Origin of the sequence: Streptomyces sp. MNU89 (assembly GCF_020982505.1) — a bacterium.
In the GTDB taxonomy this organism is placed as follows: Bacteria; Actinomycetota; Actinomycetes; order Streptomycetales; family Streptomycetaceae; genus Streptomyces; species Streptomyces xinghaiensis.
Genome location: NZ_JAJKLL010000001.1, coordinates 2,166,723 through 2,188,092 on the forward strand (window position 1 = coordinate 2,166,723; position 21,370 = coordinate 2,188,092).

15 protein-coding genes and 1 pseudogene are annotated in these 21,370 nt (G+C 73.4%); 3 read left to right on the forward strand and 13 right to left on the reverse strand.

Going from position 1 to position 21,370, the window contains the following annotated elements:
- Positions 1 to 101: 101 nt before the first annotated feature.
- The 5 genes from ilvC to E4N63_RS09230 all read right to left on the reverse strand — a co-directional run bounded on the left by ilvC (position 102) and on the right by E4N63_RS09230 (position 8,087).
- Positions 102 to 1,100, reverse strand: a complete 999-nt coding sequence (ilvC, locus tag E4N63_RS09210) for a ketol-acid reductoisomerase (protein WP_019709892.1) — start codon at positions 1,098 to 1,100, stop codon at positions 102 to 104.
- Between the two features lie 98 nt (positions 1,101 to 1,198).
- Positions 1,199 to 1,723 (reverse strand): acetolactate synthase small subunit, encoded by a 525-nt coding sequence (gene ilvN, locus E4N63_RS09215; RefSeq protein WP_019709893.1) that lies wholly within the window; start codon positions 1,721 to 1,723, stop codon positions 1,199 to 1,201.
- 43 nt (positions 1,724 to 1,766) lie between these two features.
- Complete coding sequence (locus E4N63_RS09220) at positions 1,767 to 3,635, reverse strand: acetolactate synthase large subunit (protein WP_125625201.1); 1,869 nt, start codon at positions 3,633 to 3,635, stop codon at positions 1,767 to 1,769.
- 196 nt (positions 3,636 to 3,831) lie between these two features.
- Positions 3,832 to 6,822, reverse strand: a complete 2,991-nt coding sequence (locus E4N63_RS09225) for an EAL domain-containing protein (protein ID WP_374112864.1) — start codon at positions 6,820 to 6,822, stop codon at positions 3,832 to 3,834.
- Positions 6,823 to 7,151: 329 nt separating this feature from the next.
- Positions 7,152 to 8,087 carry a 2-hydroxyacid dehydrogenase gene (locus E4N63_RS09230; RefSeq protein ID WP_230240388.1) on the reverse strand — a complete coding sequence of 312 codons (936 nt, stop codon included), beginning with the start codon at positions 8,085 to 8,087 and terminating at the stop codon, positions 7,152 to 7,154.
- Positions 8,088 to 8,229: 142 nt separating this feature from the next.
- Here E4N63_RS09230 and E4N63_RS09235 point away from each other — a divergent pair, with 142 nt between their 5' ends.
- The 3 genes from E4N63_RS09235 to E4N63_RS09245 all read left to right on the forward strand — a co-directional run bounded on the left by E4N63_RS09235 (position 8,230) and on the right by E4N63_RS09245 (position 11,083).
- Positions 8,230 to 9,339, forward strand: coding sequence for an aldo/keto reductase (locus E4N63_RS09235; RefSeq protein ID WP_230242413.1), 1,110 nt, complete (start codon positions 8,230 to 8,232; stop codon positions 9,337 to 9,339).
- A gap of 193 nt (positions 9,340 to 9,532) precedes the next feature.
- On the forward strand, positions 9,533 to 10,672 hold the full coding sequence (locus E4N63_RS09240) for a sorbosone dehydrogenase family protein (RefSeq protein ID WP_230240389.1): 1,140 nt from the start codon (positions 9,533 to 9,535) through the stop codon (positions 10,670 to 10,672).
- Between the two features lie 237 nt (positions 10,673 to 10,909).
- Entirely contained in the window at positions 10,910 to 11,083 is a 174-nt protein-coding gene (locus E4N63_RS09245) for a DUF6191 domain-containing protein (RefSeq protein WP_019706272.1), read from the forward strand.
- 106 nt (positions 11,084 to 11,189) lie between these two features.
- On the opposite strand, the gene E4N63_RS30540 is transcribed toward E4N63_RS09245, so the two are convergent.
- From E4N63_RS30540 to gatC, 8 genes and pseudogenes are all read right to left on the reverse strand, one after another.
- On the reverse strand, positions 11,190 to 13,994 hold the full coding sequence (locus tag E4N63_RS30540; RefSeq protein ID WP_374112726.1) for a LuxR C-terminal-related transcriptional regulator: 2,805 nt from the start codon (positions 13,992 to 13,994) through the stop codon (positions 11,190 to 11,192).
- Positions 13,995 to 14,103: 109 nt separating this feature from the next.
- A pseudogene (locus tag E4N63_RS31455) lies at positions 14,104 to 14,394 on the reverse strand (ATP-binding protein); the annotation flags it as partial.
- Positions 14,395 to 14,425: 31 nt separating this feature from the next.
- A complete protein-coding gene (locus E4N63_RS09260; protein ID WP_125626504.1) occupies positions 14,426 to 14,653 on the reverse strand; it encodes a hypothetical protein in 228 nt (75 codons plus the stop codon).
- Positions 14,654 to 14,804: 151 nt separating this feature from the next.
- Positions 14,805 to 17,267, reverse strand: a complete 2,463-nt coding sequence (locus tag E4N63_RS09265) for an MMPL family transporter (protein WP_125626505.1) — start codon at positions 17,265 to 17,267, stop codon at positions 14,805 to 14,807.
- Between the two features lie 359 nt (positions 17,268 to 17,626).
- Positions 17,627 to 19,135, reverse strand: coding sequence for an Asp-tRNA(Asn)/Glu-tRNA(Gln) amidotransferase subunit GatB (gatB, locus tag E4N63_RS09270; protein ID WP_230240390.1), 1,509 nt, complete (start codon positions 19,133 to 19,135; stop codon positions 17,627 to 17,629).
- Positions 19,136 to 19,148: 13 nt separating this feature from the next.
- On the reverse strand, positions 19,149 to 19,388 hold the full coding sequence (locus E4N63_RS09275; RefSeq protein ID WP_125626507.1) for a hypothetical protein: 240 nt from the start codon (positions 19,386 to 19,388) through the stop codon (positions 19,149 to 19,151).
- The gene (gene gatA / locus E4N63_RS09280) at positions 19,385 to 20,878 is read right to left on the reverse strand and encodes an Asp-tRNA(Asn)/Glu-tRNA(Gln) amidotransferase subunit GatA (RefSeq protein ID WP_230240391.1); all 1,494 of its coding nucleotides are present in this window, start codon (positions 20,876 to 20,878) and stop codon (positions 19,385 to 19,387) included. Before gatA ends, E4N63_RS09275 begins: the two co-directional genes overlap by 4 nt.
- A 2-nt stretch (positions 20,879 to 20,880) precedes the next feature.
- Positions 20,881 to 21,177, reverse strand: a complete 297-nt coding sequence (gene gatC, locus E4N63_RS09285; RefSeq protein ID WP_019709903.1) for an Asp-tRNA(Asn)/Glu-tRNA(Gln) amidotransferase subunit GatC — start codon at positions 21,175 to 21,177, stop codon at positions 20,881 to 20,883.
- Between the last annotated feature and the right edge of the window lie 193 nt (positions 21,178 to 21,370).

Here is a 21,370-nt window from a genome sequence, read left to right on the forward strand (position 1 = left end):
GAGGGGAGCCGCGGCCCCGGGCCCCGCCCGGAACCGGTGCCTCCGGCGGGCGGGGCCGCGGCTCGGGCCCGCACCCGCCGGCGCACCGCGCCAGGGCGGCGTCACGCCTTGTCGTCGACCCAGCTCATCAGCTTGCGGAGCTCCTTGCCGGTGGTCTCCAGCTTGTGGCCGGCGTCGGCCTTCTTGTACTCGTTGTACTTCGGGAGACCGGAGTGGTACTCGTCCATCCAGGTCTTGGCGAAGGTGCCGTCCTGGATCTCGGCCAGGACCTTCTTCATCTCGGCCTTGGTGTTGTCGTTGATGATGCGCGGGCCGGTGACGTAGTCGCCCCACTCGGCGGTCTCGGAGACCGACCAGCGCATCTTCTCCAGGCCGCCCTCGTACATGAGGTCCACGATGAGCTTCAGCTCGTGCAGGCACTCGAAGTAGGCGATCTCCGGCTGGTAGCCGGCCTCGACCAGGGTCTCGAAGCCCGCCTTGACGAGCGCGGAGGCACCGCCGCAGAGGACCGCCTGCTCGCCGAAGAGGTCGGTCTCGGTCTCCTCGGTGAAGGTGGTCTTGATGACGCCGGCGCGGGTGCCGCCGATGCCCTTGGCGTAGGACAGGGCGAGCGCGAAGGCGTTGCCGGTGGCGTCCTGCTCGACGGCCGCGATGCACGGCACGCCGCGGCCCTCCTCGTACTGGCGGCGGACGAGGTGGCCCGGACCCTTCGGGGCGACCATGCAGACGTCGACTCCGGCCGGGGGCTTGATGAAGCCGAAGCGGATGTTGAAGCCGTGCCCGAAGAACAGGGCGTCGCCGTCCTTGAGGTTCTCCTTGACGGACTCCTCGTAGACCTTGGACTGGATCGGGTCCGGGACCAGGATCATGATGACGTCGGCCTCGGCGGCGGCCTCCGCGGGGGTCACCACGCGCAGCCCCTGCTCCTCGGCCTTGGCGCGGGACTTGGAGCCCTCGGGCAGGCCGACGCGGACGTCGACGCCCGAGTCGCGCAGCGACAGCGCGTGGGCGTGGCCCTGGCTGCCGTACCCCAGGACCGCGACCTTGCGTCCCTGGATGATGGAGAGGTCGGCGTCGTCGTCGTAGAACAGCTCGGCCACTTCGGGTATCTCCTTGATCGTCTCGCGTTCCCTCACGGGGAAACCGCAGTGTGCGCCCCACCGTATGCCGGTGGGCGGCGGATGGTCGGGGGGTCTCGCTATGCGGATCGGTCGAGCGCGCGCAGCGACCGGTCGGTGATGGAGCGGGCGCCGCGGCCGATGGCGATGGTGCCGGACTGGACCAGTTCCTTGATGCCGTAGGGCTCCAGCATCTTGAGCATGGCCTCCAGCTTGTCGCTGCCGCCGGTGGCCTCGATGGTGACGGCTTCCGGGGAGACGTCGACGGTCTTGGCGCGGAAGAGCTGGACGATCTCGATGATCTGGGAGCGAGTCTCGTTGTCGGCGCGGACCTTCACCAGAACGAGTTCCCGCTGAACGGCGGAACCGGGCTCCAGTTCAACGATCTTCAGCACGTTGACGAGCTTGTTGAGCTGCTTGGTGACCTGCTCCAGCGGCAGCGACTCGACGTTCACCACGATGGTGATGCGGGAGATGTCGGGGTGCTCGGTGACGCCGACGGCCAGCGAGTCGATGTTGAACCCGCGGCGGGAGAACAGCGCGGCGATCCGGGCCAGGATGCCGGGGGTGTTCTCCACCAGGACGGAGAGCGTGTGCTTGGTCATGGGACTGGGTCTCTCTTCTTCTCTCGCGTCTCGCGTCCGGGGCTCAGTCGTCTTCGTTGTCGCCGAAGTCGGGGCGGACGCCGCGCGCCGCCATGACCTCGTCGTTCGAGGTGCCGGCCGCGACCATGGGCCAGACCATCGCGTCCTCGTGGACGATGAAGTCCACGACCACGGGGCGGTCGTTGATGGAGTTGGCCTTCTCGATGACCGCGTCCAGCTGCTCCGGGTCCTCGCAGCGCAGTCCGACGCAGCCCATGGCCTCGGAGAGCTTCACGAAGTCGGGGACCCGGGTGCCCTGGGAGGCGGCCGGGGTCTCGCCGGCCGCAACGGGGCCGGAGTGCAGCACGGTGTTGGAGTAGCGCTGGTTGTAGAAGAGGGTCTGCCACTGGCGGACCATGCCCAGGGCCCCGTTGTTGATGATCGCGACCTTGATCGGGATGTTGTTCAGCGCGCAGGTGGCCAGTTCCTGATTGGTCATCTGGAAGCAGCCGTCGCCGTCGATCGCCCACACGGTGGCCTCGGGCCGGCCCGCCTTGGCGCCCATGGCGGCGGGGACGGCGTAGCCCATGGTCCCGGCACCGCCGGAGTTGAGCCAGGTGGCCGGCTTCTCGTACTTGATGAAGTGGGAGGCCCACATCTGGTGCTGGCCGACGCCCGCCGCGTAGACCGTGTTGTCGGGGGCGAGTTCGCCGATGCGCTGGATGACCTGCTGCGGGGAGAGGGTGCCGTCCTCCGGCAGGTCGTAGCCGAGCGGGTAGGTCTCGCGCCAGCGGTTGAGGCTGTCCCACCAGTCGCGGTAGTCGCCCTTGCGGCCCTCGTCGTGCTCGGCCTGGACCGCGACGACCAGGTCGGCGATGACCTCGCGGGCGTCGCCGACGATCGGGACGTCGGCCGTCCGGTTCTTGCCGATCTCGGCCGGGTCGATGTCCGCGTGCACGACCTTGGCGAAGGGGGCGAAGGAGTCCAGCTTGCCGGTGACGCGGTCGTCGAAGCGGGCGCCGAGGGCGACGATCAGGTCGGCCTTCTGCAGCGCGGTGACGGCGGTGACCGAGCCGTGCATGCCCGGCATGCCGACGTGGAGCGGGTGGCTGTCGGGGAACGAGCCGAGCGCCATCAGGGTGGTGGTGACCGGGGCGCCGGTGAGCTCGGCGAGCACCCGCAGCTCGGCCGTGGCCCGCGCCTTCATCACGCCGCCGCCGACGTACAGCACCGGGCGCCGGGCCTGGGTGATGAGCTTGGCCGCCTCCCGGATCTGCTTGGCGTGCGGCTTCGTGACGGGTCGGTAGCCGGGCAGGTCGACCGCCGGGGGCCAGGTGAAGGTGGTCTTCGCCTGCAGCGCGTCCTTGGCGATGTCGACCAGGACCGGGCCGGGCCGGCCGCTGGCCGCGATGTGGAACGCCTCGGCGATCGTGCGGGGGATCTCGGCGGCGTCGGTGACCAGGAAGTTGTGCTTGGTGATCGGCATGGTGATGCCGCAGATGTCCGCCTCCTGGAAGGCGTCCGTACCGATCGCCCGGGAGGCGACCTGGCCGGTGATCGCGACCATCGGGACGGAGTCCATGTGGGCGTCGGCGATCGGCGTGACCAGGTTCGTGGCCCCCGGACCGGAGGTCGCCATGCAGACGCCCACCTTGCCGGTGGCCTGCGCATAGCCGGTGGCCGCGTGACCGGCGCCCTGCTCGTGGCGGACCAGCACATGACGGACCTTGGACGAATCCATCAGCGGGTCGTAGGCGGGGAGGATCGCACCGCCCGGAATGCCGAAGACGGTGTCGGCGCCGACTTCCTCGAGAGAGCGGATGAGGGACTGCGCGCCCGTGACGTCCTTCTCGACGGTGGCGGACGTGTGTCCGCCGCTACGGGCCCGCGGCTGCGGGTGCGGGGCCCCGGATGCCTGCTCGGTCATCGGCATTCTCTTTCAGAGATGGTTCTGTGTGGGTTTGTGGTCACCGGTGCAACAAAAAACCCCCCGTGCCGTGAGGCAAGCGAGGGGAGCGCGCCGGTGTGTTCAGCAGGGCGTGTAAGGGCCTGCTTCAGCCGACGCGCTGTCCAAGTACGAAAATTCGGGTGCGCATGGCTCCGACTTTCTCCCCGGCCCGGTAGGGGTGTCAAGTGGGTGGGACCGACGTCTCACTATTCGAGCGCAGTGCCGGACCGGGCAGTGCCGGTCCGGGCAGCACCGCACCGGACACCGTGTCCCGGGCCGCCTCCCAGGTCTCACCGCCCAGGGCGTGCCGGGGCAGCGTCTCGCGGGCGTCGGGGACCAGCAGCGGCGGTGCGCTGCCGGCCAGGACGGCCTCCCGCACCCCGCCCGCGTGCGGCACGGGATAGCCGCCGCGGCTGAGGGCCCGGCGCAGCCGGTACTCGTCGAGCGGGCCGGAGAAGGCCATGCCCTGGCCGTGGGTGCAGCCCATGGAGCGGAGCGCCACCACCTGGTCGGGCCGGTCCACCCCGTCCGCCACGGTCTCCACCCCGAGGTCCGCGGCGATCCGCAGCAGCCCGGTGGTGATCTTGTGGACACGGGCGGACTCCACCACGCTCTCGACCAGCCCGCGGTCGAGCCGGAGGATGTCCACCGGCAGCCTGCGGAGGGCGTCGATGGCCGCGTAGCCGCCGCCGAAGGCGTCGAGGGCGACGCGCACGCCGAGCCGGCGGAGTCCCGTGAGGCGGCGCTCCAGCTCGTCCAGCGGGATCTTGGGGTCGCTGCCGGAGAGCTCCAGGACCAGCCCGCCCGAGGGCAGGCCGTGCCGGTTGAGCAGGGCCTCGACGGTGCCGAGGGGCATGGTGCGGTCCATGAGCCGGCGGGCGGACAGCCGGACGCAGACCGGGACGGCGTACCCGGCGCGGTGCCGTGCGGCGGCCTGCTCCACCGCGTGCTCCAGCATCCAGCGCCCCAGTTCGGCACCGCGGTCGCCACCCTTGCCGGCGCCCGCCTCCGAGACCCGCAGGAACTCCGCGGGGGTGAAGAGGATGCCCTGGGCGGAGCGCCAGCGGGCCTGGGCGGCGAGGGCGGTGAGCCGGCCGCCGCCCAGCTCCACCACGGGCTGGTGGAGGAGGGCGAACTCGCCGTCGTCGAGCGCGGCGCGCAGCCGGCCGGCGAGTTCGGCCCGGCGGACCACCTCGGCCTGCATCTCCGGGGCGTACAGCTCGACCCGGTCCTTGCCCGCGGCCTTGGCCCGGTACATCGCGAGGTCGGCGTTGCGCATCAGCGCGCCGGGCGTGATGCCGGGATCGGCGAAGGCGACGCCGATGCTGGCGGCGACCCGCACCTCGGTACCCGCGACCCGGTAGGGCTCGGAGAGGGCGACGCGGAGCCGGTCGGCGATCTCGTGGATGCGGAACTCGCAGTCGGCGCGGTCCCGGCAGCCGTCGCCGAGGATCAGGGCGGCGAACTCGTCGCCGCCGAGCCGGGCCGCCGTGTCGCCGGCGCGCACGGACTCCCGGAGCCGGCGGGCGGCGTGGATGAGCAGCTCGTCGCCGGCCTGGTGGCCGATGGTGTCGTTGACGGCCTTGAAGCCGTCGAGGTCGATGAAGAGGACGGCGGTGCCGGGGTCCGTGCTCCGGCGGCCGCCGAGCGCCCGGCGGACCCGTTCGGTGAAGAGGGCACGGTTGGGGAGGTCGGTGAGCGGGTCGTGCTCGGCGCTGTGCCGCAACTGCGCCTGGAGGCGGACCCGTTCGGTCACATCACGGCTGTTGAAGATCAGACCGTCCTCGTGCCGGTTGACGGTGGACTCGACGTTGAGCCAGGGGCCGCCGGCGGCCCGCGGACCGCCGGCGCGGAAGCGGCACTCGATCCGGGTGGTGGGCTCGCTCTCCGGGGGCGCCGAGAGCAGCCGGCCCACCTCCCGCATGACGCCGTCGGCGTCCTCCGGGTGGATCAGCGAGGACAGCCGGGAGCCGACCAGCTCCTCCGGCTCGATGCCGTAGACGCCGGCGGCGGCCGGGCTGACGTAGCGCAGGGTGCCGCTCGGGGTGGCGATCATGATGACATCACTGGAGCCCTGCACCAGGGAGCGGAAGTGGCTCTCCTGGTAAGCCAGTTCCTGGGTGAGGGTGATGTTGTCCATCAGCATGATGCCCTGCCGCACCACGAGGGCCAGGACCACCGTGCAGGCCGTGAAGATCACGACCCGGTCGACCCGGCCGCCGTCGATCACGGTGTGCAGGATGCCCAGGGTGCACACGGCGGCGGCGAGATACGGCGTCAGGGCGGCCAGCGAACCGGCGATGGGCAGCCCGCCCGGGTACGGGACGGACCCGTCCCGTACGGCCGCGTGGGTCCGGCGCTCGCGCTCCTCCTCGGCCCCGTCCCACCGGCCGACCCAGGGGGCGTACGCGAGCAGCAGGGAGCCGGCGAACCAGCCGGCGTCCAGCAGCTGCCCGGAGCGGTACTCCTCGCGGAAGAGCGGGGAGGTGAAGAGCGCGTCGCACAGCACGGTCAGCGCGAGGGCGGCGATGGCGGTGTTGATCGCGCTGCGGTTCGCGGAGGACCGCCGGAAGTGCAGCACCAGCACCATGCTCACCAGCGCGATGTCGAGCAGCGGGTAGGCGAGGGAGAGCGCGGTCTGCGCCACGCCCTCGCCCCGCCCGTCCGCGGTGTGCGCCAGCGCGAGGCTCCAGGAGAGGGTGAGCAGCGAACCGCCGATGAGCCAGGCGTCCAGGCCCAGGCAGACCCAGCGGGCGCGGGTCACCGGCCGTTTGGCCAGGACCAGCAGGCCGATGATGGCGGGCGGCGCGAAGAGCAGGAAGCAGAAGTCCGCGGCGGACGGCTCGGGCACCGGCTTGCGCAGCACCACCTCGTACCAGCCCCAGACGAAGTTCCCGGCGGCGGCCATCGAGGAGGAGAGCGCGAACAGCAGCCAGGCCGGGCGCTGGCAGGGGCGGACGCGGGCGTAGGCGAAGCAGGACACGGCGGCGGCGAGGGCCGCGGCGCTGAGCCCGAAGTCCCCCATGATCAGGGCGACGGTCCGGGAGCCCCAGCCGAGGGCCGCGCCCGCGGTGTAGCCCGCGCAGGCGGCGGCCAGCAGGAGTTGGGGGAGGAGGCTTCGCCGGAAGCCGGTGGCCGCGCGCCGCGGGACCACCGCCCCCTGGGCGCTCACCGGACCGCCCGCGGCGGTGCGGTCCGCCGTTTCGGTCTGCGCACGGGGGCCTGCGGAACCGGTCGCCGCCGGCATCCGGTCCCCGCCGTCTCGCTCTTCCATCGGCCGCGCATCGCCGTCGCCCCCCTTGAGTCACGGTCCTTCGCCGTGCCGTGGTTCGGTCCGCGGCACGGTCCCCGGACGGGACGATACACCAGTCCCGTCACGCAGCGACATAGGTTACCTACACAGCGTGACAACTTGAATGCTGTCAAGTACACTCCGCGCTCGAACGGAAGCACATCGTGTTCGTACGCGCCTCCCCCGGCCCGCGCCGGCCGGCGCGGCCCTCACGCCTCGGCCACCACGTTCTCCAGCGGCTCGGCCGCGGCGAACCTCTCCAGCTGGGCCCGCAGCAGCCGCTCGGCACGGGGCAGGAAGGCGGAGGTCGGCCCGCCGACGTGCGGGGTGATGAGCACTCCGGGGGCGTGCCACAGCGGATGACCTGCGGGCAGCGGTTCGGGGTCGGTGACGTCCAGGGCGGCGGACAGCCGTCCGGAGGAGGTTTCGGCCAGCAGGGCGGCGGTGTCGACGACGGGGCCCCGGCCGACGTTCACGATCAGCGCACCGTCCTTCATCCGGGCCAGGAATCCCGCGTCCGCCAGACCGCGGGTCTCGTCGGTGAGGGGGGTGACCAGGATCACCACATCGGCCTCGGGGAGCAGTTCGGGCAGTCTCTCCATCGGATGCACGGGACCGCGCGTGGTGGTGCGGGCGGAGCGCGCGACGCGTGTCACCCGCGCACACTCGAAGGGCGTGAGCCGGTCCTCGACGGCGCTGCCGATGGACCCGTAACCGACGATCAGCACCTGCTTGTCGGCGAGCGCCGGGCGGAATCCGGTCCGCCACTCCCCCGCGTCCTGGGCCCGGACGAAGGAGGGGATGCCGCGCAGCGAGGCCAGGGTGAGCGTGAGCGCCAGTTCGGCCGTACTCGCCTCGTGCACCCCGCGGGCGTTGCACAGCAGGGTGCCGGGCGGCAGTCCGGGCAGGGCCGGCAGGACGTGGTCGGTGCCCGCGGTCAGCGTCTGGACGACCCGGAGGGAGGTCATCTCCTTCAGCGGCCGGACGCAGGTCTCCGCGCTCTTCATGTACGGGACGCCGTAGAAGACGCAGCGGGCCGGGTCACCGGGGAAGGCGGCTTCGCCCTCCCAGTGGAGATAGGTGAAGTCCCCGGGAAGTCCGTCGATCTCGGCGGGCGGTACGGGCAGCCAGACGTCGGAAGTCATGGCCAGGAGCCTAGGCGACGGCGCCCGGGCGCCAGAGGTTACTGTGCTGCGGGGGCGGTCGGCCCCTGGCCACGGCACACGGACCACGGCCCCTCCCGGTCGGGGGTGGGCCTGGCGGGGCCCAGGAGGGGTGCGGAACCAGGTGGAGCGCAGGACGATCGGCGCGGGGGCGCTCTCGGTGGGGTCCGTGGGGCTCGGGTGCATGCCGATGAGCTGGGGTTACACCACCTCCCAGCAGAACGGGGAGAGTTCGCTGCGCGCCGTGCACGCCGCCCTCGACCGCGGCTGCACGCTCCTCGACACCGCCGACATGTACGGGCCGTTCACCAATGAGCTGCTGGTGGGGCGGGTGCTGAAGGAGCGGCGCGCGGACGCCTTCGTGTCCACCAAGTGCGGGCTGCTGGTGGGCGAGCAGCACATCGTCGCCAACGGACGCCCCTCGTACGTGAAGCGGGCGTGCGACGCCTCGCTGCGGCGGCTGCAGACCGAGGTGATCGACCTCTACCAGCTGCACCGAGCGGATCCGGAGGTTCCGGTGGAGGAGACCTGGGGCGCGATGGCCGAGCTGGTCTCCGCCGGGAAGGTCCGGGCGCTGGGGCTGTGCGCCGTGGGGGCGCGGGCCCCGCGCCGGCCGGAGTGGCGCGGGCAGCGGGCCCGCCGCCGGAAGCGCGGCGGCACCGGCGTCCACGGGGCGCCGGCCGTCCCGGGGACCGCCGGGCCCGGGACCGGGGCCCAGGGGACCGCGGAGGTGCCCGGGATGCACGACACGACGCTGCGGCAGCTGGAGCGGGTGCAGCAGGTGTTCCCGGTGAGCGCCGTGGAGGCCGAACTCTCGGTGTGGTCGCGGGAGGCGCTCCCCTCACTGGTGCCCTGGTGCGAGGCGCGGGGCATCGGTTTCTTCGCGGCGATGCCGCTGGGGAACGGTTACCTCACCGGCACCCTGACGCCCGGTGAGGGCTTCGAGCCGGACGACGTACGGGCCCGGCACCCGCGGTTCACGGCGGAGATGATGGCCGCCAACCAGCCGATCGTGGCGGGACTGCGCCGGGTGGCGGCCCGGCACGGGGCCACCCCGGCCCAGGTGGCGCTGGCCTGGACGCTGACCCGGGGCCGCCATGTGGTGGCGCTGCCGGGCACCAAGAAGGAGCGCTGGGCGCTGGAGAACGCGTCCGCCGCCGAACTGGCGCTCACGGAACGGGACCTGGCGGAGATCGCGGAGCTGCCGGCCGCGCGGGGGTCCTGGGAGGACTGAACGGGCGGGGCGGCTCCGGCGGTCGCCCGGTTCCGGTACGGGCGGCGGCCGTACGGGCGGCGGCCCGGCGTTACGGTCCGCTCCGGCGGGGAACCTGAGGGGCGCGGGGCGGTTGAGCAGGTGTGCGGTGGACCCGCCCCGCCGTACCGGACCCGAACGGAGAGGACCGCAAGCTGTGCGCCGACGTCCCGCTGTGACCGTATCCGCCGCGCTGGCCGCGGCCGCGCTGGTGTTCACCACCGGCTGCTCCTCCGAGGACGGCGGCTCCGGCGACCGTACGGGCCCGCCCCCCGCCTCTTCGGGTGACGGGTCCGCCGATCCCTCCGCGTCCGCCTCCCCGCCTCCTGCGGAGGGGTCCGTGAAGGTGGTGGAGACCGTGGCGGAGGACCTGGACACCCCGTGGGGGCTGGCCCCGCTGCCCGGCGGCGACCTGCTGGCGTCCTCCCGCGACGCCGGCAAGATCTTCCGGATCGCCGCGGACAGCGGGGAGAAGACCGAGATCGGCACGGTTCCGGGGGTGGCCGCGGCGGGCGAGGGCGGACTGCTCGGTATCGCCGTGCCGAAGGACGAAGAGATGGTGTACGCGTATCTCACCACCGCCTCGGACAACCGGATCGTGCGGATGCTCTACTCCCCGGACAAGCCGGAGGGCCGCCAGCTCGGCGCTCCGGACACGGTCTTCAAGGGCATCCCCAAGGGGGTGGTCCACAACGGCGGCCGGATCGCCTTCGGCCCGGACGGGATGCTCTGGGCGGGCACCGGGGAGAGCGGCGAGGAGGGCCTCTCCCAGGACAAGGACTCGCCCGGCGGCAAGATCCTGCGGATGACCCCGGACGGGGAACCGGCGCCCGGCAATCCGGAGTCCGGCTCGGCCGTCTACTCCTGGGGCCACCGCAATGTGCAGGGGCTGGCGTGGGACGCGGAGAAGCGGCTCTGGGCCTCGGAGTTCGGCCAGAACACCTGGGACGAGCTCAATCTGATCGAGGCGGGGAAGAACTACGGCTGGCCCGAGGTGGAGGGCAAGGGGGGCGGGGAGCGCTTCACCCAGCCCGTCGAGCAGTGGAGGCCCGAGGAGGCCTCGCCGAGCGGTATCGCCGTGGCCAAGGGCTCGGTCTGGATGGCGGGCCTCCGGGGCGAGCGACTCTGGCGGATTCCGCTGAACGGCACCCGCCCGGTGGCCGAGCCGCAGGAGTTCCTGACCGGTGAGTACGGCCGGCTGCGGACGGTCGTCGCCACGGACGACGGTGATCTGTGGCTGGTGACCAGCGAGACCGACGGCCGGGGCTCCCCCGGGGAGAACGACGACCGGATCCTCCGGCTCGAGGTCTCCTGACGGTCCCCGGCAGTACCCTGGGCCCCCGTGGCCACCGGGCCGCGTACTGCCGGGCCCTCCCCGGCCGTTCCCGGGCCCCGGGACTCCCGGCGGTTCCCCGGGCGCCCGCCCGGACGCGCATGCGAGGGCCGTACGGGCGGTAGATCACGGGTGGCGCGCGGCGGGGCCGGGTCGGTCACCGCGCGGCGGGCTCCCGGGCGGGACACTTCGAGCGGGACCGACGATGGGGAGGCGCTGATGTTCAACGCCCTCGAAGAGCTGTTCACGCCCGGCCGGGCGCACACCGAGGAGGAGCGCAACCGCCTCGAACTGGTCGTCCAGGACGCCGGCGACTCCGATCCGGGCCGGGGGCCGGTGGACCTGGCCTCCGGCCGCGTGCTGATCCGGCCGCCCCGGAGCGGTACGGCCTGAGCCGCGGCCGGTTCGGCAGGCCCGGCCGGACCTGCCTCGTCCCCGCCCATCCGCCGGGCCCGCCGCGTCCACCGGCCCGCGGGCTGCGGTTCACCTACTCCGGCCCTCAGCGCGCGTGTTCCGGATCGGGCTCCGCGAACATCCGCATCCGGTGGGCGAAGGCCGCCGCCTCCCCGCGCCCGGACACCCCGAGCTTGGCCAGGATGTTCGAGACATGGACGCTGACGGTCTTCGGGGAGATGAACAGCTCGCCGGCTATCGCGCGGTTGCTGTGCCCCGCCGTCACCAGCCGCAGGACGTCCCGCTCCCGTGGGGTCAGCCCCAGCTCGGTGGCCGGGTCGCACGCTTCCCGGGGGGCGGGGACGGCGGCTTCCGCCGGGGCCTCCGGTCCGGCGTCGGGCAGCGTGAGCCGGGCCCGGCGGGCGAGTACGGCGACGTCCTCGCGGAGCGGGCGGGCGCCGAGCCGCAGCGCGGTGGCGTGCGCCCGCGCCAGCAGACCGGCGGCCGTCCTCCGGGCCTCCTCGCGGCGCTCCTCGCGCATCTGCCGGCCGGGGCCCTCGTGGGGACCGGTGGCGCCGAGGAGCGCCTCGGCCCAGCGGAACCCCAGACAGGCGGAGACATACGGATAGCCGTACGGCTCGAAGGCCCGTACCGCCTCCTCCCACAGGACGGGGGCGTGCCGGCCCCGGGCACGGGCCAGTTCGGCGTCGAACCTCCGGGACCAGGCGGCCCAGAGCGGTGAGCGGTGTGCGACGCCCCGGGCGGCGAGCCGCAGCCGCTCGACCAGCTCCCGGTCGGCCGCCTCGTCGGTGCCGGGCAGCCCGCGGCTGTCGGCGGCCATCGCGGCACCGGCCACCAGGAGCTGCCAGACGTACGGCTCCTGGCCGAGCAGGGGCAGCAGGTTGAGCGCGCAGTCGAGCGCGGCGCGGGCCTCGCCGAACCGCCCGGCGGCCGCCGCCCGGCGTATCTCGGCCTCGGCGAGCGGCAGTTCGTACTGCGGCTCCATGTCGTTCCGGCCGAGGTGGGAGCGGCAGGCGGCGATGAGTCCGGGCACCCGGTCGTACGCGCCCCGGTCCAGGGCGAGACCGGCATCGTGCAGCGCGATCGAGGCGAGCGAACGGGAGCTGTGGACCCGGCCGCGGTACTCGTCGAGCACGGCGGCGGCCTCGTCCCACTCGCCCAGGGCGAGCAGCGCCTCGGCGAGGTTGCCCGCCGTGAAGGCGGCGGCGTTGTGCAGGCCGTGCCGGTGCAGTACGGCGATGCCCTGCCGGGCCGCCTCGACGGCCTCCGCCGAACGCCCCGCCTTGTGCAGCAGGTCGACGAGATTGCCGTGCACCCGCCCCAGTACCCGGGGGAAGGGGCGCCGGTCCACCTCCTCGCGGACGGCGTACATCTCGGCGATGCCCCGTTCCTCCTCGCCGGCACCGGCCCGCAGCCAGGCGAGCGTCACCCGGCCGGAGAGCCGCACCTCCTCGGCGCCCACCAGCCCGGCCAGTTCCACGGCGCGCTCGGCCAGCGGCAGGGTGTCGGTGTCGGAGACGTGCATGCTGTGCCAGGTGGCGGCGAGCGCCAGGACGTCGGCGTGCACGGCGGACGGCGGCAGGCCGCGGACCAGCTCCTGGGCCCGGGCGATCTCGGCCCAGCCGTCCCCGCGGCCCATGCCCGTCATCAGCTTGGAGCGCTGCATCCAGAACCAGGCGGCCCGGACCGGGTCCTGCCGCTCGTCGACCAGCTTCAGCGCCTTCTTCGCGAGAGTCAGGGCGCGTTCCAGGGATTCGTCCCACCGAGCGGCCACCACGGCCTCGGCGAGCAGGTCGAGGAAGTGCGGGTGGCAGCCGGGCCGCTCCGGTTCGCAGCCGCAGGAGGGGTAGGACTCGGGGTACCCCAGCTCCGGCAGCTGTTCCCGCTGCTCGGCCGGGACCTCGTCCCACAGCTCCATGGCCCGTTCCAGCAGCTTCAGCTTCTCGGCGTACGCGTGCCGGCGGCGGGCCTCGCCGGCCGCGGCGAGCACCGCGGGCAGGGCCTTGGCCGGTTCGTGCGCCCGGTACCAGTAGCCGGCGAGCCGGGCGGCCCGCTCCTCGGCGCGCACCAGCGAGGGATCGGCCTCCAGCGCCTCGGCGTACCGGCGGCTGAGGCGGGAGCGTTCTCCGGGCAGCAGATCGTCGAGGATCGCCTCGCGCAGCAGGGCGTGCCGGAAGCGGTAACCGTCGCCCTCGTCCGTGGGGACCAGGACGTTGGCCCCCACGGCGACGCGCAGGGCCTCGATGAGTTCGTCGTCGTCCGCGCCCGTCACGGCGGCGAGCAGGGCGTACTCGACGGTGGTGTTGCGGGCCGCGGTGCGGACGATGCGCTGGGCGGGCTCGGGCAGCGCCTCGACCCGGACCAGCAGCAGGTCGCGCAGGGAGTCGCTGAGGCCGCAGGAGGCGTAGTCGCTGGTGGCCAGCTCCTCGACGAAGAACGGGTTGCCCTCGGAGCGCTCGAAGATCTCGTCGGCGAGGCGGCGGTCCGGTTCGCTGCCGCGGATGCCGGTGAGCTGGCGGCGCACCTCCTCGCGGCTGAGCCGGGGGAGTTCGATGCGGCGGACGGTGCGCAGCCGGTCCTGCTCGGCGATGAAGGGGCGCAGCGGATGGCGGCGGTGGATGTCGTCGGCGCGGTAGCTGGCGAGCAGGACGAGCCGGGAGCTCTGCAGGGAGCGGAAGAGATAGCCGAGCAGTTCGCGGGTGGAGCGGTCGGCCCAGTGCAGGTCCTCGATGACGACGACCAGGGTGCGGTCGACCGCGAGCCGCTCCAGAAGCTGGGCGGTGACTTCGAACAGCCGGGCCCGGCCCTCCTGGTCGTGGCTCTCCCGGGCTCCGATGCCGTACCCGGCGGCGGCGTGGGCGCCGTTCGTGTGCGGGCTGCCGCCGTGCACACCGGGGCGGGCGGGGGTTCGGGCGGCGCCATGTCGGGGAGCAGCCGCGCGAGGTCGGGCTCGCGGCGGCGGCGGCCCGTTCGAGATCGGCGCCGAGCTGCCGGTGGAGGGCGCGCAGAGCCGTGGCGAAGGGCGCGAACGGCAGTCCGTCCGCGCCCAGTTCGAGACAGCCCCCCACGGCGGTGACGGCTCCCTCCCGCCGGGCGAGGGCGAGGAACTCCTCCAGCAACCGCGTCTTGCCCACTCCGGCCTCACCGCCGACGAGGAGGGTCTGCGGTTCTCCGGCGGCGGCGCGGGAGAGTGCGCCGGTGAGCGTGGCCAGCTCGCCGGCGCGGCCGACGAACACGGGGCTGATGGCGGTGACTTCCACGCCGTACAGCATCGCACCGGGGTCCGACATCGGGGCACCGCTTTTCCCGCCGGGGCGCCGGTCAGGCGCGGTGGGCGAGGGCGGATCCGCCCGGCCGCCGGGTGCCGGACGCGGCCGGACGCCCGCCGCCCGGGGAGGGGGCGTCCCGGTCGCCGCCGGGACGGCCGGAGCGGCGCGCGGCCCGGCGGGCGGAGCGGCGGGCGCTGAGGACCTGCCGGACGAGCCGGCGCTCGGCGGCCTCCCGGAGCAGTTCCGCCTGCTGGATCCGGTGGAGTTCGTAGTCGAACATGTGTGGCTCCCCGTTCGAGGGTTCGGTGGTGTGCCTCCACCCTCGTTCTCCGGGGAGCCCCCCGCATCGGGACGCTGCCCGATCTTTGCCGGGACGGGAGCCTTAGGCCGCGTGGTCCCGCGGCCCCGGCGGATGCGGCCGTCGTCTCCGCCTAGGGCATCGTGCCGGGTGCGGCGGGCCCGGCGACCACGGAGGTCCTCCCGGCCGGTACGGGAACGGCCGTGTCGGCGGGGTGCCGCGGGCCGGGGATGCCCGGTTCCGGCACCGGCGGGGTCTCCGGTGTGCCGGGGCCCCGCGGCTCGTCGGGCTGCCGGGGCCCGTCCTCGCCCGGACCGCCCGGGCCCTCCGGCCCTTCCGGCCCCTCCGGCTCGTGCGCCCCGTCCTCCGCGTGCTCCTCGTCGTCCGGTGCCTCGATGCTGATCCGGGGCAGCAGCCGGTCCAGCCACCGCGGCAGCCACCAGTTGACGCCGCCGAGCAGGTGCATCAGCGCCGGCACCAGCAGGGTGCGCAGGATGAAGGCGTCGAGGGCGACGGCCGCGGCGAGCCCGATGCCGAACATCGCGATGATCCGGTCGCCGGTGAGGACGAAGGACCCGAAGACGGCGATCATGATGACGGCGGCGGAGTTGATCACCCGGCTCGTCTCGGCGAGCCCGACCCGGACCGAGCGGCGGTTGTCCCCGGTCCGGCGCCACTCCTCGTACATCCGGCTGACCAGGAAGACCTGGTAGTCCATGGAGAGCCCGAAGAGCACCGACACCATGATCACCGGCAGGAAGGGCTCGATCGGCCCCCCGGCGCCGAGACCCAGCAGCTCGCTCCCCCAGCCCCACTGGAAGACCGCGGTGACGATCCCCAGGGACGAGGTGACGGCCATGACGTTCATCAGCGCGGCCTTCAGCGGTATGCCGACGCTGCGGAAGGCGAGGAGCAGCAGCAGGCTGCCGGAGGCGATGACGGTGCCGATGAAGAGCGGCAGCTTGGCCGTGATGACGGAGGCGAAGTCGTCGTAGCCGGCGGTGGGGCCGCCGACGTGGGTACGCAGGCCGGTGCCGTCCTGGGCCTCGGGCAGCACGTCGCCGCGGAGCCGCTCGACGAGCTCGGAGGTGGCGGTGTCCTGCGGGGAGGTCTCGGGGACGACGGTGATGACGCCCGTGCCGCCGTCGCGGTCGGTGGTCGCGCCGGTGACGGCGGCGACGCCGTCGGTGGCCCGCAGCTCGCCGGGGAGCCGGTCGAAGGCGGCCCGGTCGGCGGGGCCGCCGATCTCCGAGACCAGGGTCAGCGGGCCGTTGGTGCCGGGACCGAAGCCGTCGGCGAGCAGGTCGTACGCCTGCCGGGTGGTGGAGCCGGCCGGGTGGTTGCCCTGGTCGGAGGTTCCGAGGTGGAGGCCGAGGGCGGGTAGCGCGAGGACCGCCATGACGGCGACCGCCACGGCGCCGAGGATCCGCGGATGCCGCTCCACGAACGCCGACCAGCGGACGGCGAACCCGGTGGCCTGCTCGGGCTCGGGGCCGTGCTCGGCGAGCCGGCGCCGCTCGCGGCGGCCCAGCGCCCGGTGGCCGATCAGCTTCAGCAGGGCCGGCAGCAGGGTGACGGAGGCGGCCACGGCGAGCAGGACGGTCAGCGAGGCGGCGACCGCGACACCGTTGAGGAACTCCAGCCGCAGGACGAGCATGCCGAGCAGCGCGATGAAGACCGTGCCGCCCGCGAAGACGACGGCACGCCCGGAGGTGGCCACCGCCCGGGTCGCGGCCTCGGTGACGGACAGACCCCGGCGCAGGCCGCGGCGGTGCCGGGTGACGATGAACAGCGCGTAGTCGATGCCCACGCCGAGGCCGACGAGCAGCCCGAGCATGGGGGCGAAGTCGGCGACCGGCATCAGATGTCCGAGGAGGCCGATGCCGAGATAGCCGGTGCCCACGCTGACCAGGGCGGTCGCCAGGGGCAGGGCCATCGCGGCGAGCGAGCCGAAGGCCAGGAGGAGGACGACGGCGGCCACGGCCAGTCCGACGAACTCGGCGGTGTGGCCCCCGGTCTCGCCGGGCTTGGCGATGGCGGAGCCGCCGGTCTCGACCCGCAGTCCGCTCTCCTCCACGGCCCCGGAGTCCCCGGAGGCTCCACCGGATCCGGCGGCCTCGGCGGGCCCGGGGGACTCGGCGGCCTCGGCGGCCTCGGCGGTGGCCACGAGCCGCTCGGCCTGAGCCGCTCCGGTCTCGCCGGAGGCGGCGTCGAAACCGACGGTGGCGTAGGCGGTCCGGCCGTCGGGGCTGATGCGGCCGGTGTCGGCGGGGCCGTAGGGGCCGCTGACGGAGGTGACGCCGGGGAGGCCGGCGATCTCGTCGAGGGTCTCGGTCATCCGCTCCTCGACCGCTTCGGCCCGTACGGTCCCGCGGTCGGTGTGCCAGACCACGGTGGCGCGGTCACCGCCCTGCCCGGGGAAGTTCTTCTCCATCAGGGCCGCGGCCCGTCCGGATTCGGTGCCGGGGATCTCGTAGTCGTCCGAGAAGGCGGAGCCGGCCAGGGTGGAGGCGACGGCCGTCCCTCCGAGGGCGAGCAGCCAGAGCAGGATGACGACGAAACGGCGCCGGATGCACCAGCGGGCCAGAGCGGCCATGTGGAGGAACTCCCTGGGTGCGGGGACAGCGCCGATCGGAGCGGATAACACCCCAAAGAGCACTGGATGGGCGTTTTCCACTCTCACAGGAGAGGGAGATCAACAGGGCCTCTGTGCGGGAACTCACAGGGGTGCGGTGAACCGGGTCACACAGCTCCGACCAGGGAATACGCCGACCGGCGGGGCGGCCGGGACCGGACGCCGCGGGCCGGCGGCGCGCTGGGAAGGCGGCACGGCGAAGGGGCACACGACGAGGGCGCACCACGGGGGGCGCACGACGGAGGGGCGGCCCTCCTCTCGGGAGAACCGCCCCTCACCGGACGCCGCCGGGCGGGACCTGGCCGGGGCCGGGCGTCCCGTCAGTCCTGCGGAGCCAGCCGTTCCAGGATCAGCTCGCGGACCCGCGCCGCGTCCGCCTGGCCCCGGGTGGCCTTCATGACCGCGCCGACCAGCGCGCCCGCCGCCGCGACCTTTCCGCCGCGGATCTTGTCGGCGATGGCCGCGTTGCCCGCGATGGCCTCGTCGACCGCCGCGCCGAGCGCGCCCTCGTCCGAGACGACCTTCAGGCCGCGCTTCTCGACGACCGCGTCCGGGTCGCCCTCACCGGCCAGCACACCCTCGATGACCTGGCGGGCCAGCTTGTCGTTGAGCGAGCCCTCCGCGACGAGCGCCGAGACCCGGGCGACCTGCTCCGGGGTGATCGGCAGGGCCGTCAGCTCGACGCCGTCCTCGTTGGCCCGGCGCGCCAGCTCGCCCATCCACCACTTGCGGGCCTGGTCGGCCGGGGCGCCCGCCTCGATCGTGGCGAGGATCGGCCCGATCGCGCCGGCGTTGAGCACCGACCGCATCTCGTGGTCGTTCAGGCCCCACTCGGCCTTGAGCCGCTGCCGCCGCAGCCGCGGCAGCTCGGGCAGGACGGCCCGCAGCTCCTCGATCCACTCCTTCGCCGGGGCGATCGGCACCAGGTCGGGCTCGGGGAAGTAGCGGTAGTCCTCCGCCTCCTCCTTGACCCGGCCGGGGGTCGTGGAGCCGTCGTCCTCGTGGAAGTGGCGGGTCTCCTGGACGATCGTGCCGCCGGCGGAGAGCACCGCGGCGTGCCGCTGGATCTCGAACCGGGCGGCCCGCTCGACGCTGCGCAGCGAGTTGACGTTCTTCGTCTCGGAGCGGGTGCCGAAGGTCTTCGTGCCGTGCGGGCGCAGCGACAGGTTGACGTCGCAGCGCATCTGGCCCATCTCCATCCGGGCCTCGGAGACGCCGAGGGCCCGGATGAGCTCGCGCAGCTCGGCGACGTACGCCTTGGCGACCTCGGGGGCCCGCTCGCCGGCGCCCTCGATCGGCTTGGTGACGATCTCGATCAGCGGGATGCCGGCCCGGTTGTAGTCCAGGAGGGAGTGGACGGCGCCGTGGATGCGGCCGGTCGCGCCGCCGACGTGGAGGGACTTGCCGGTGTCCTCCTCCATGTGGGCGCGCTCGATCTCCACCCGGAAGACCTCCCCGTCCTCCAGTTCGACGTCCAGATGGCCGTTGAAGGCGATCGGCTCGTCGTACTGGGAGGTCTGGAAGTTCTTCGGCATGTCCGGATAGAAGTAGTTCTTCCGCGCGAAACGGCACCAGGGGGCGATCTCGCAGTTGAGCGCGAGGCCGATCCGGATGGCCGACTCGACGCCGGTCGCGTTGACGACCGGCAGCGAGCCGGGCAGGCCGAGGCAGGTCGGGCAGGTCTGCGCGTTGGGCTCGGCGCCCAGGGCGGTGGAGCACCCGCAGAACATCTTGGTGGCGGTGCCGAGCTCGACATGGACCTCCAGGCCCATGACGGGGTCGTAGGACGCGAGAGCGTCCTCGTACGACACCAGTTCAGTGACGGTCACGGACTCTTCCCTCTCAGCCCAGCAGGACGTCGTCGTCGCCGAGGCGGCGCAGCTCGCGGACGAGGACGGCCACACCGGTGACGATGGCGGCGGCGGAGACCACCGCGTCGGCGAGCATCAGCGTGTCGTTCTCGCTCCGGGCGGTCTTCACCTGCTTCAGCACGCTCACGGCGCCGAAGAGTGTGGTGCCGATGGACAGATAGGTACCGGCCCGGGACTTCTTGAAGCCCTTGGCCTTGGAGAAACTGCTCATAGTGCGGGTGCCTCCTCCAGCAGCGGGTGCCCCCAGCGGGCGGTGAGCGCGGCCTCGACCGCGGCGCCGACCCGGTAGAGCCGGTCGTCGGCCATGGCGGGCGCGATGATCTGCAGGCCCACCGGGAGCCCGTCCTCCGGCGCCAGGCCGCAGGGCAGGGACATGGCGGCGTTGCCGGCCAGGTTCGTCGGGATGGTGCACAGGTCGGCGAGGTACATGGCCATCGGGTCGTCCGCCCGCTCGCCGATCGGGAAGGCGGTGGTCGGGGAGGTCGGCGACACCAGCACGTCGACCTGCTCGAACGCCTTCTCGAAGTCCCGCGTGATGAGGGTGCGGACCTTCTGCGCGGAGCCGTAGTACGCGTCGTAGTAGCCGGAGCTGAGCGCGTAGGTGCCGAGCATGATGCGGCGCTTGACCTCGGCGCCGAAGCCCGCCTCACGGGTGAGGGCGGTGACCTCCTCGGCGGAGCGGGTGCCGTCGTCGCCGACGCGCAGGCCGTAGCGCATGGCGTCGAAGCGGGCCAGGTTGGACGAGCACTCCGAGGGGGCGATCAGGTAGTACGCGGCGAGCGCCTTGTCGAAGGAGGGGCAGGAGATCTCGGTGATCTCGGCGCCCAGTTCGCGCAGCAGTTCCACGGACTCCGTGAAGCGCTGCATCACGCCGGCCTGGTAGCCCTCGCCGGCGAACTCCTTGACGACGCCGACCCGCAGGCCCTTCACATCGGCGCTGCGGGCGGCCTCGACCACGGGCGGGACCGGCCGGTCGATGGACGTCGAGTCCAGCGGGTCGTGCCCGGCGATCGCCTCGTGCAGCAGGGCCGCGTCCAGGACCGTGCGGGCGCAGGGGCCGCCCTGGTCGAGGGAGGAGGAGAAGGCCACCATGCCGTAGCGGGAGACGGCGCCGTAGGTCGGCTTGACGCCGACGGTGCCGGTCATGGCGGCGGGCTGGCGGATGGAGCCGCCGGTGTCCGTGCCGATGGCCAGCGGGGCCTCGTACGCGGCGAGCGCGGCCGCGGAGCCGCCGCCGGAGCCGCCGGGGATCCGGGTGAGGTCCCAGGGGTTACCGGTGGGGCCGTAGGCGCTGTTCTCGGTGGAGGAGCCCATCGCGAACTCGTCCATGTTGGCCTTGCCGAGGACGACGATGTCCGCGTCCCTGAGGCGCTTCACCAGCGTCGCGTCGTACGGCGGCAGCCAGCCCTCCAGGATCCTGGAGCCGACGGTGGTGGGGACGCCCTCGGTGGTGAAGATGTCCTTGAGGGCCAGCGGGACGCCGGCGAGCGGGCCGAGCGCCTCGCCGCGCTCGCGCTTCTCGTCGACGGCGCGGGCCCGGGCCAGCGCGCCCTCGCGGTCGACGTGGAGGAAGGCGTTCACCTTCTCGTCGACGGCCTCGATCCGGGCCAGATGGGCCTCGGCCACCTCGACGGCGGTGAGGGTGCCGGAGGCGATGGCGGCCGCGGTCTGTGCCGCGGTCAGCCTGGTCGGGTCGGTCATGGTCAGTCCTCCCCCAGGATCTGCGGCACCTTGAAACGCTGCTGCTCCTGCGCGGGGGCTCCGGAGAGCGCCTGCTCGGGGGTGAGTGACGGGCGGACCTCGTCGGCGCGCATGACGTTCGTCAGCGGCAGGGGGTGCGAGGTCGGCGGTACATCCTCGTCGGCAACATCGGAAACGCGGGCGACCGCGCCGATGATCACGTCGAGCTGTCCGGCGAAGTGGTCGAGCTCTTCGTCCTTCAGCTCAAGACGTGACAGCCGGGCGAGGTGGGCGACCTCCTCGCGCGTGATGCCAGGCATTCAGCGATCCTCAGGGTTTGGTGTGTGGGTTATCCGCCCAATCCTATGGCGGTCGGCGGGTCCGGGGCGAAACCCCTTGGCGCGGGCCGCCGGACGGTGCCCGCGGGCCGGGTGCGGCAGGGCGCTCCGGGCGGGTGACCGGTGCCGCCGGTGGCCCGGTGGCCGGTGTGTCAGGTGACCCGTTGTTCCGAGG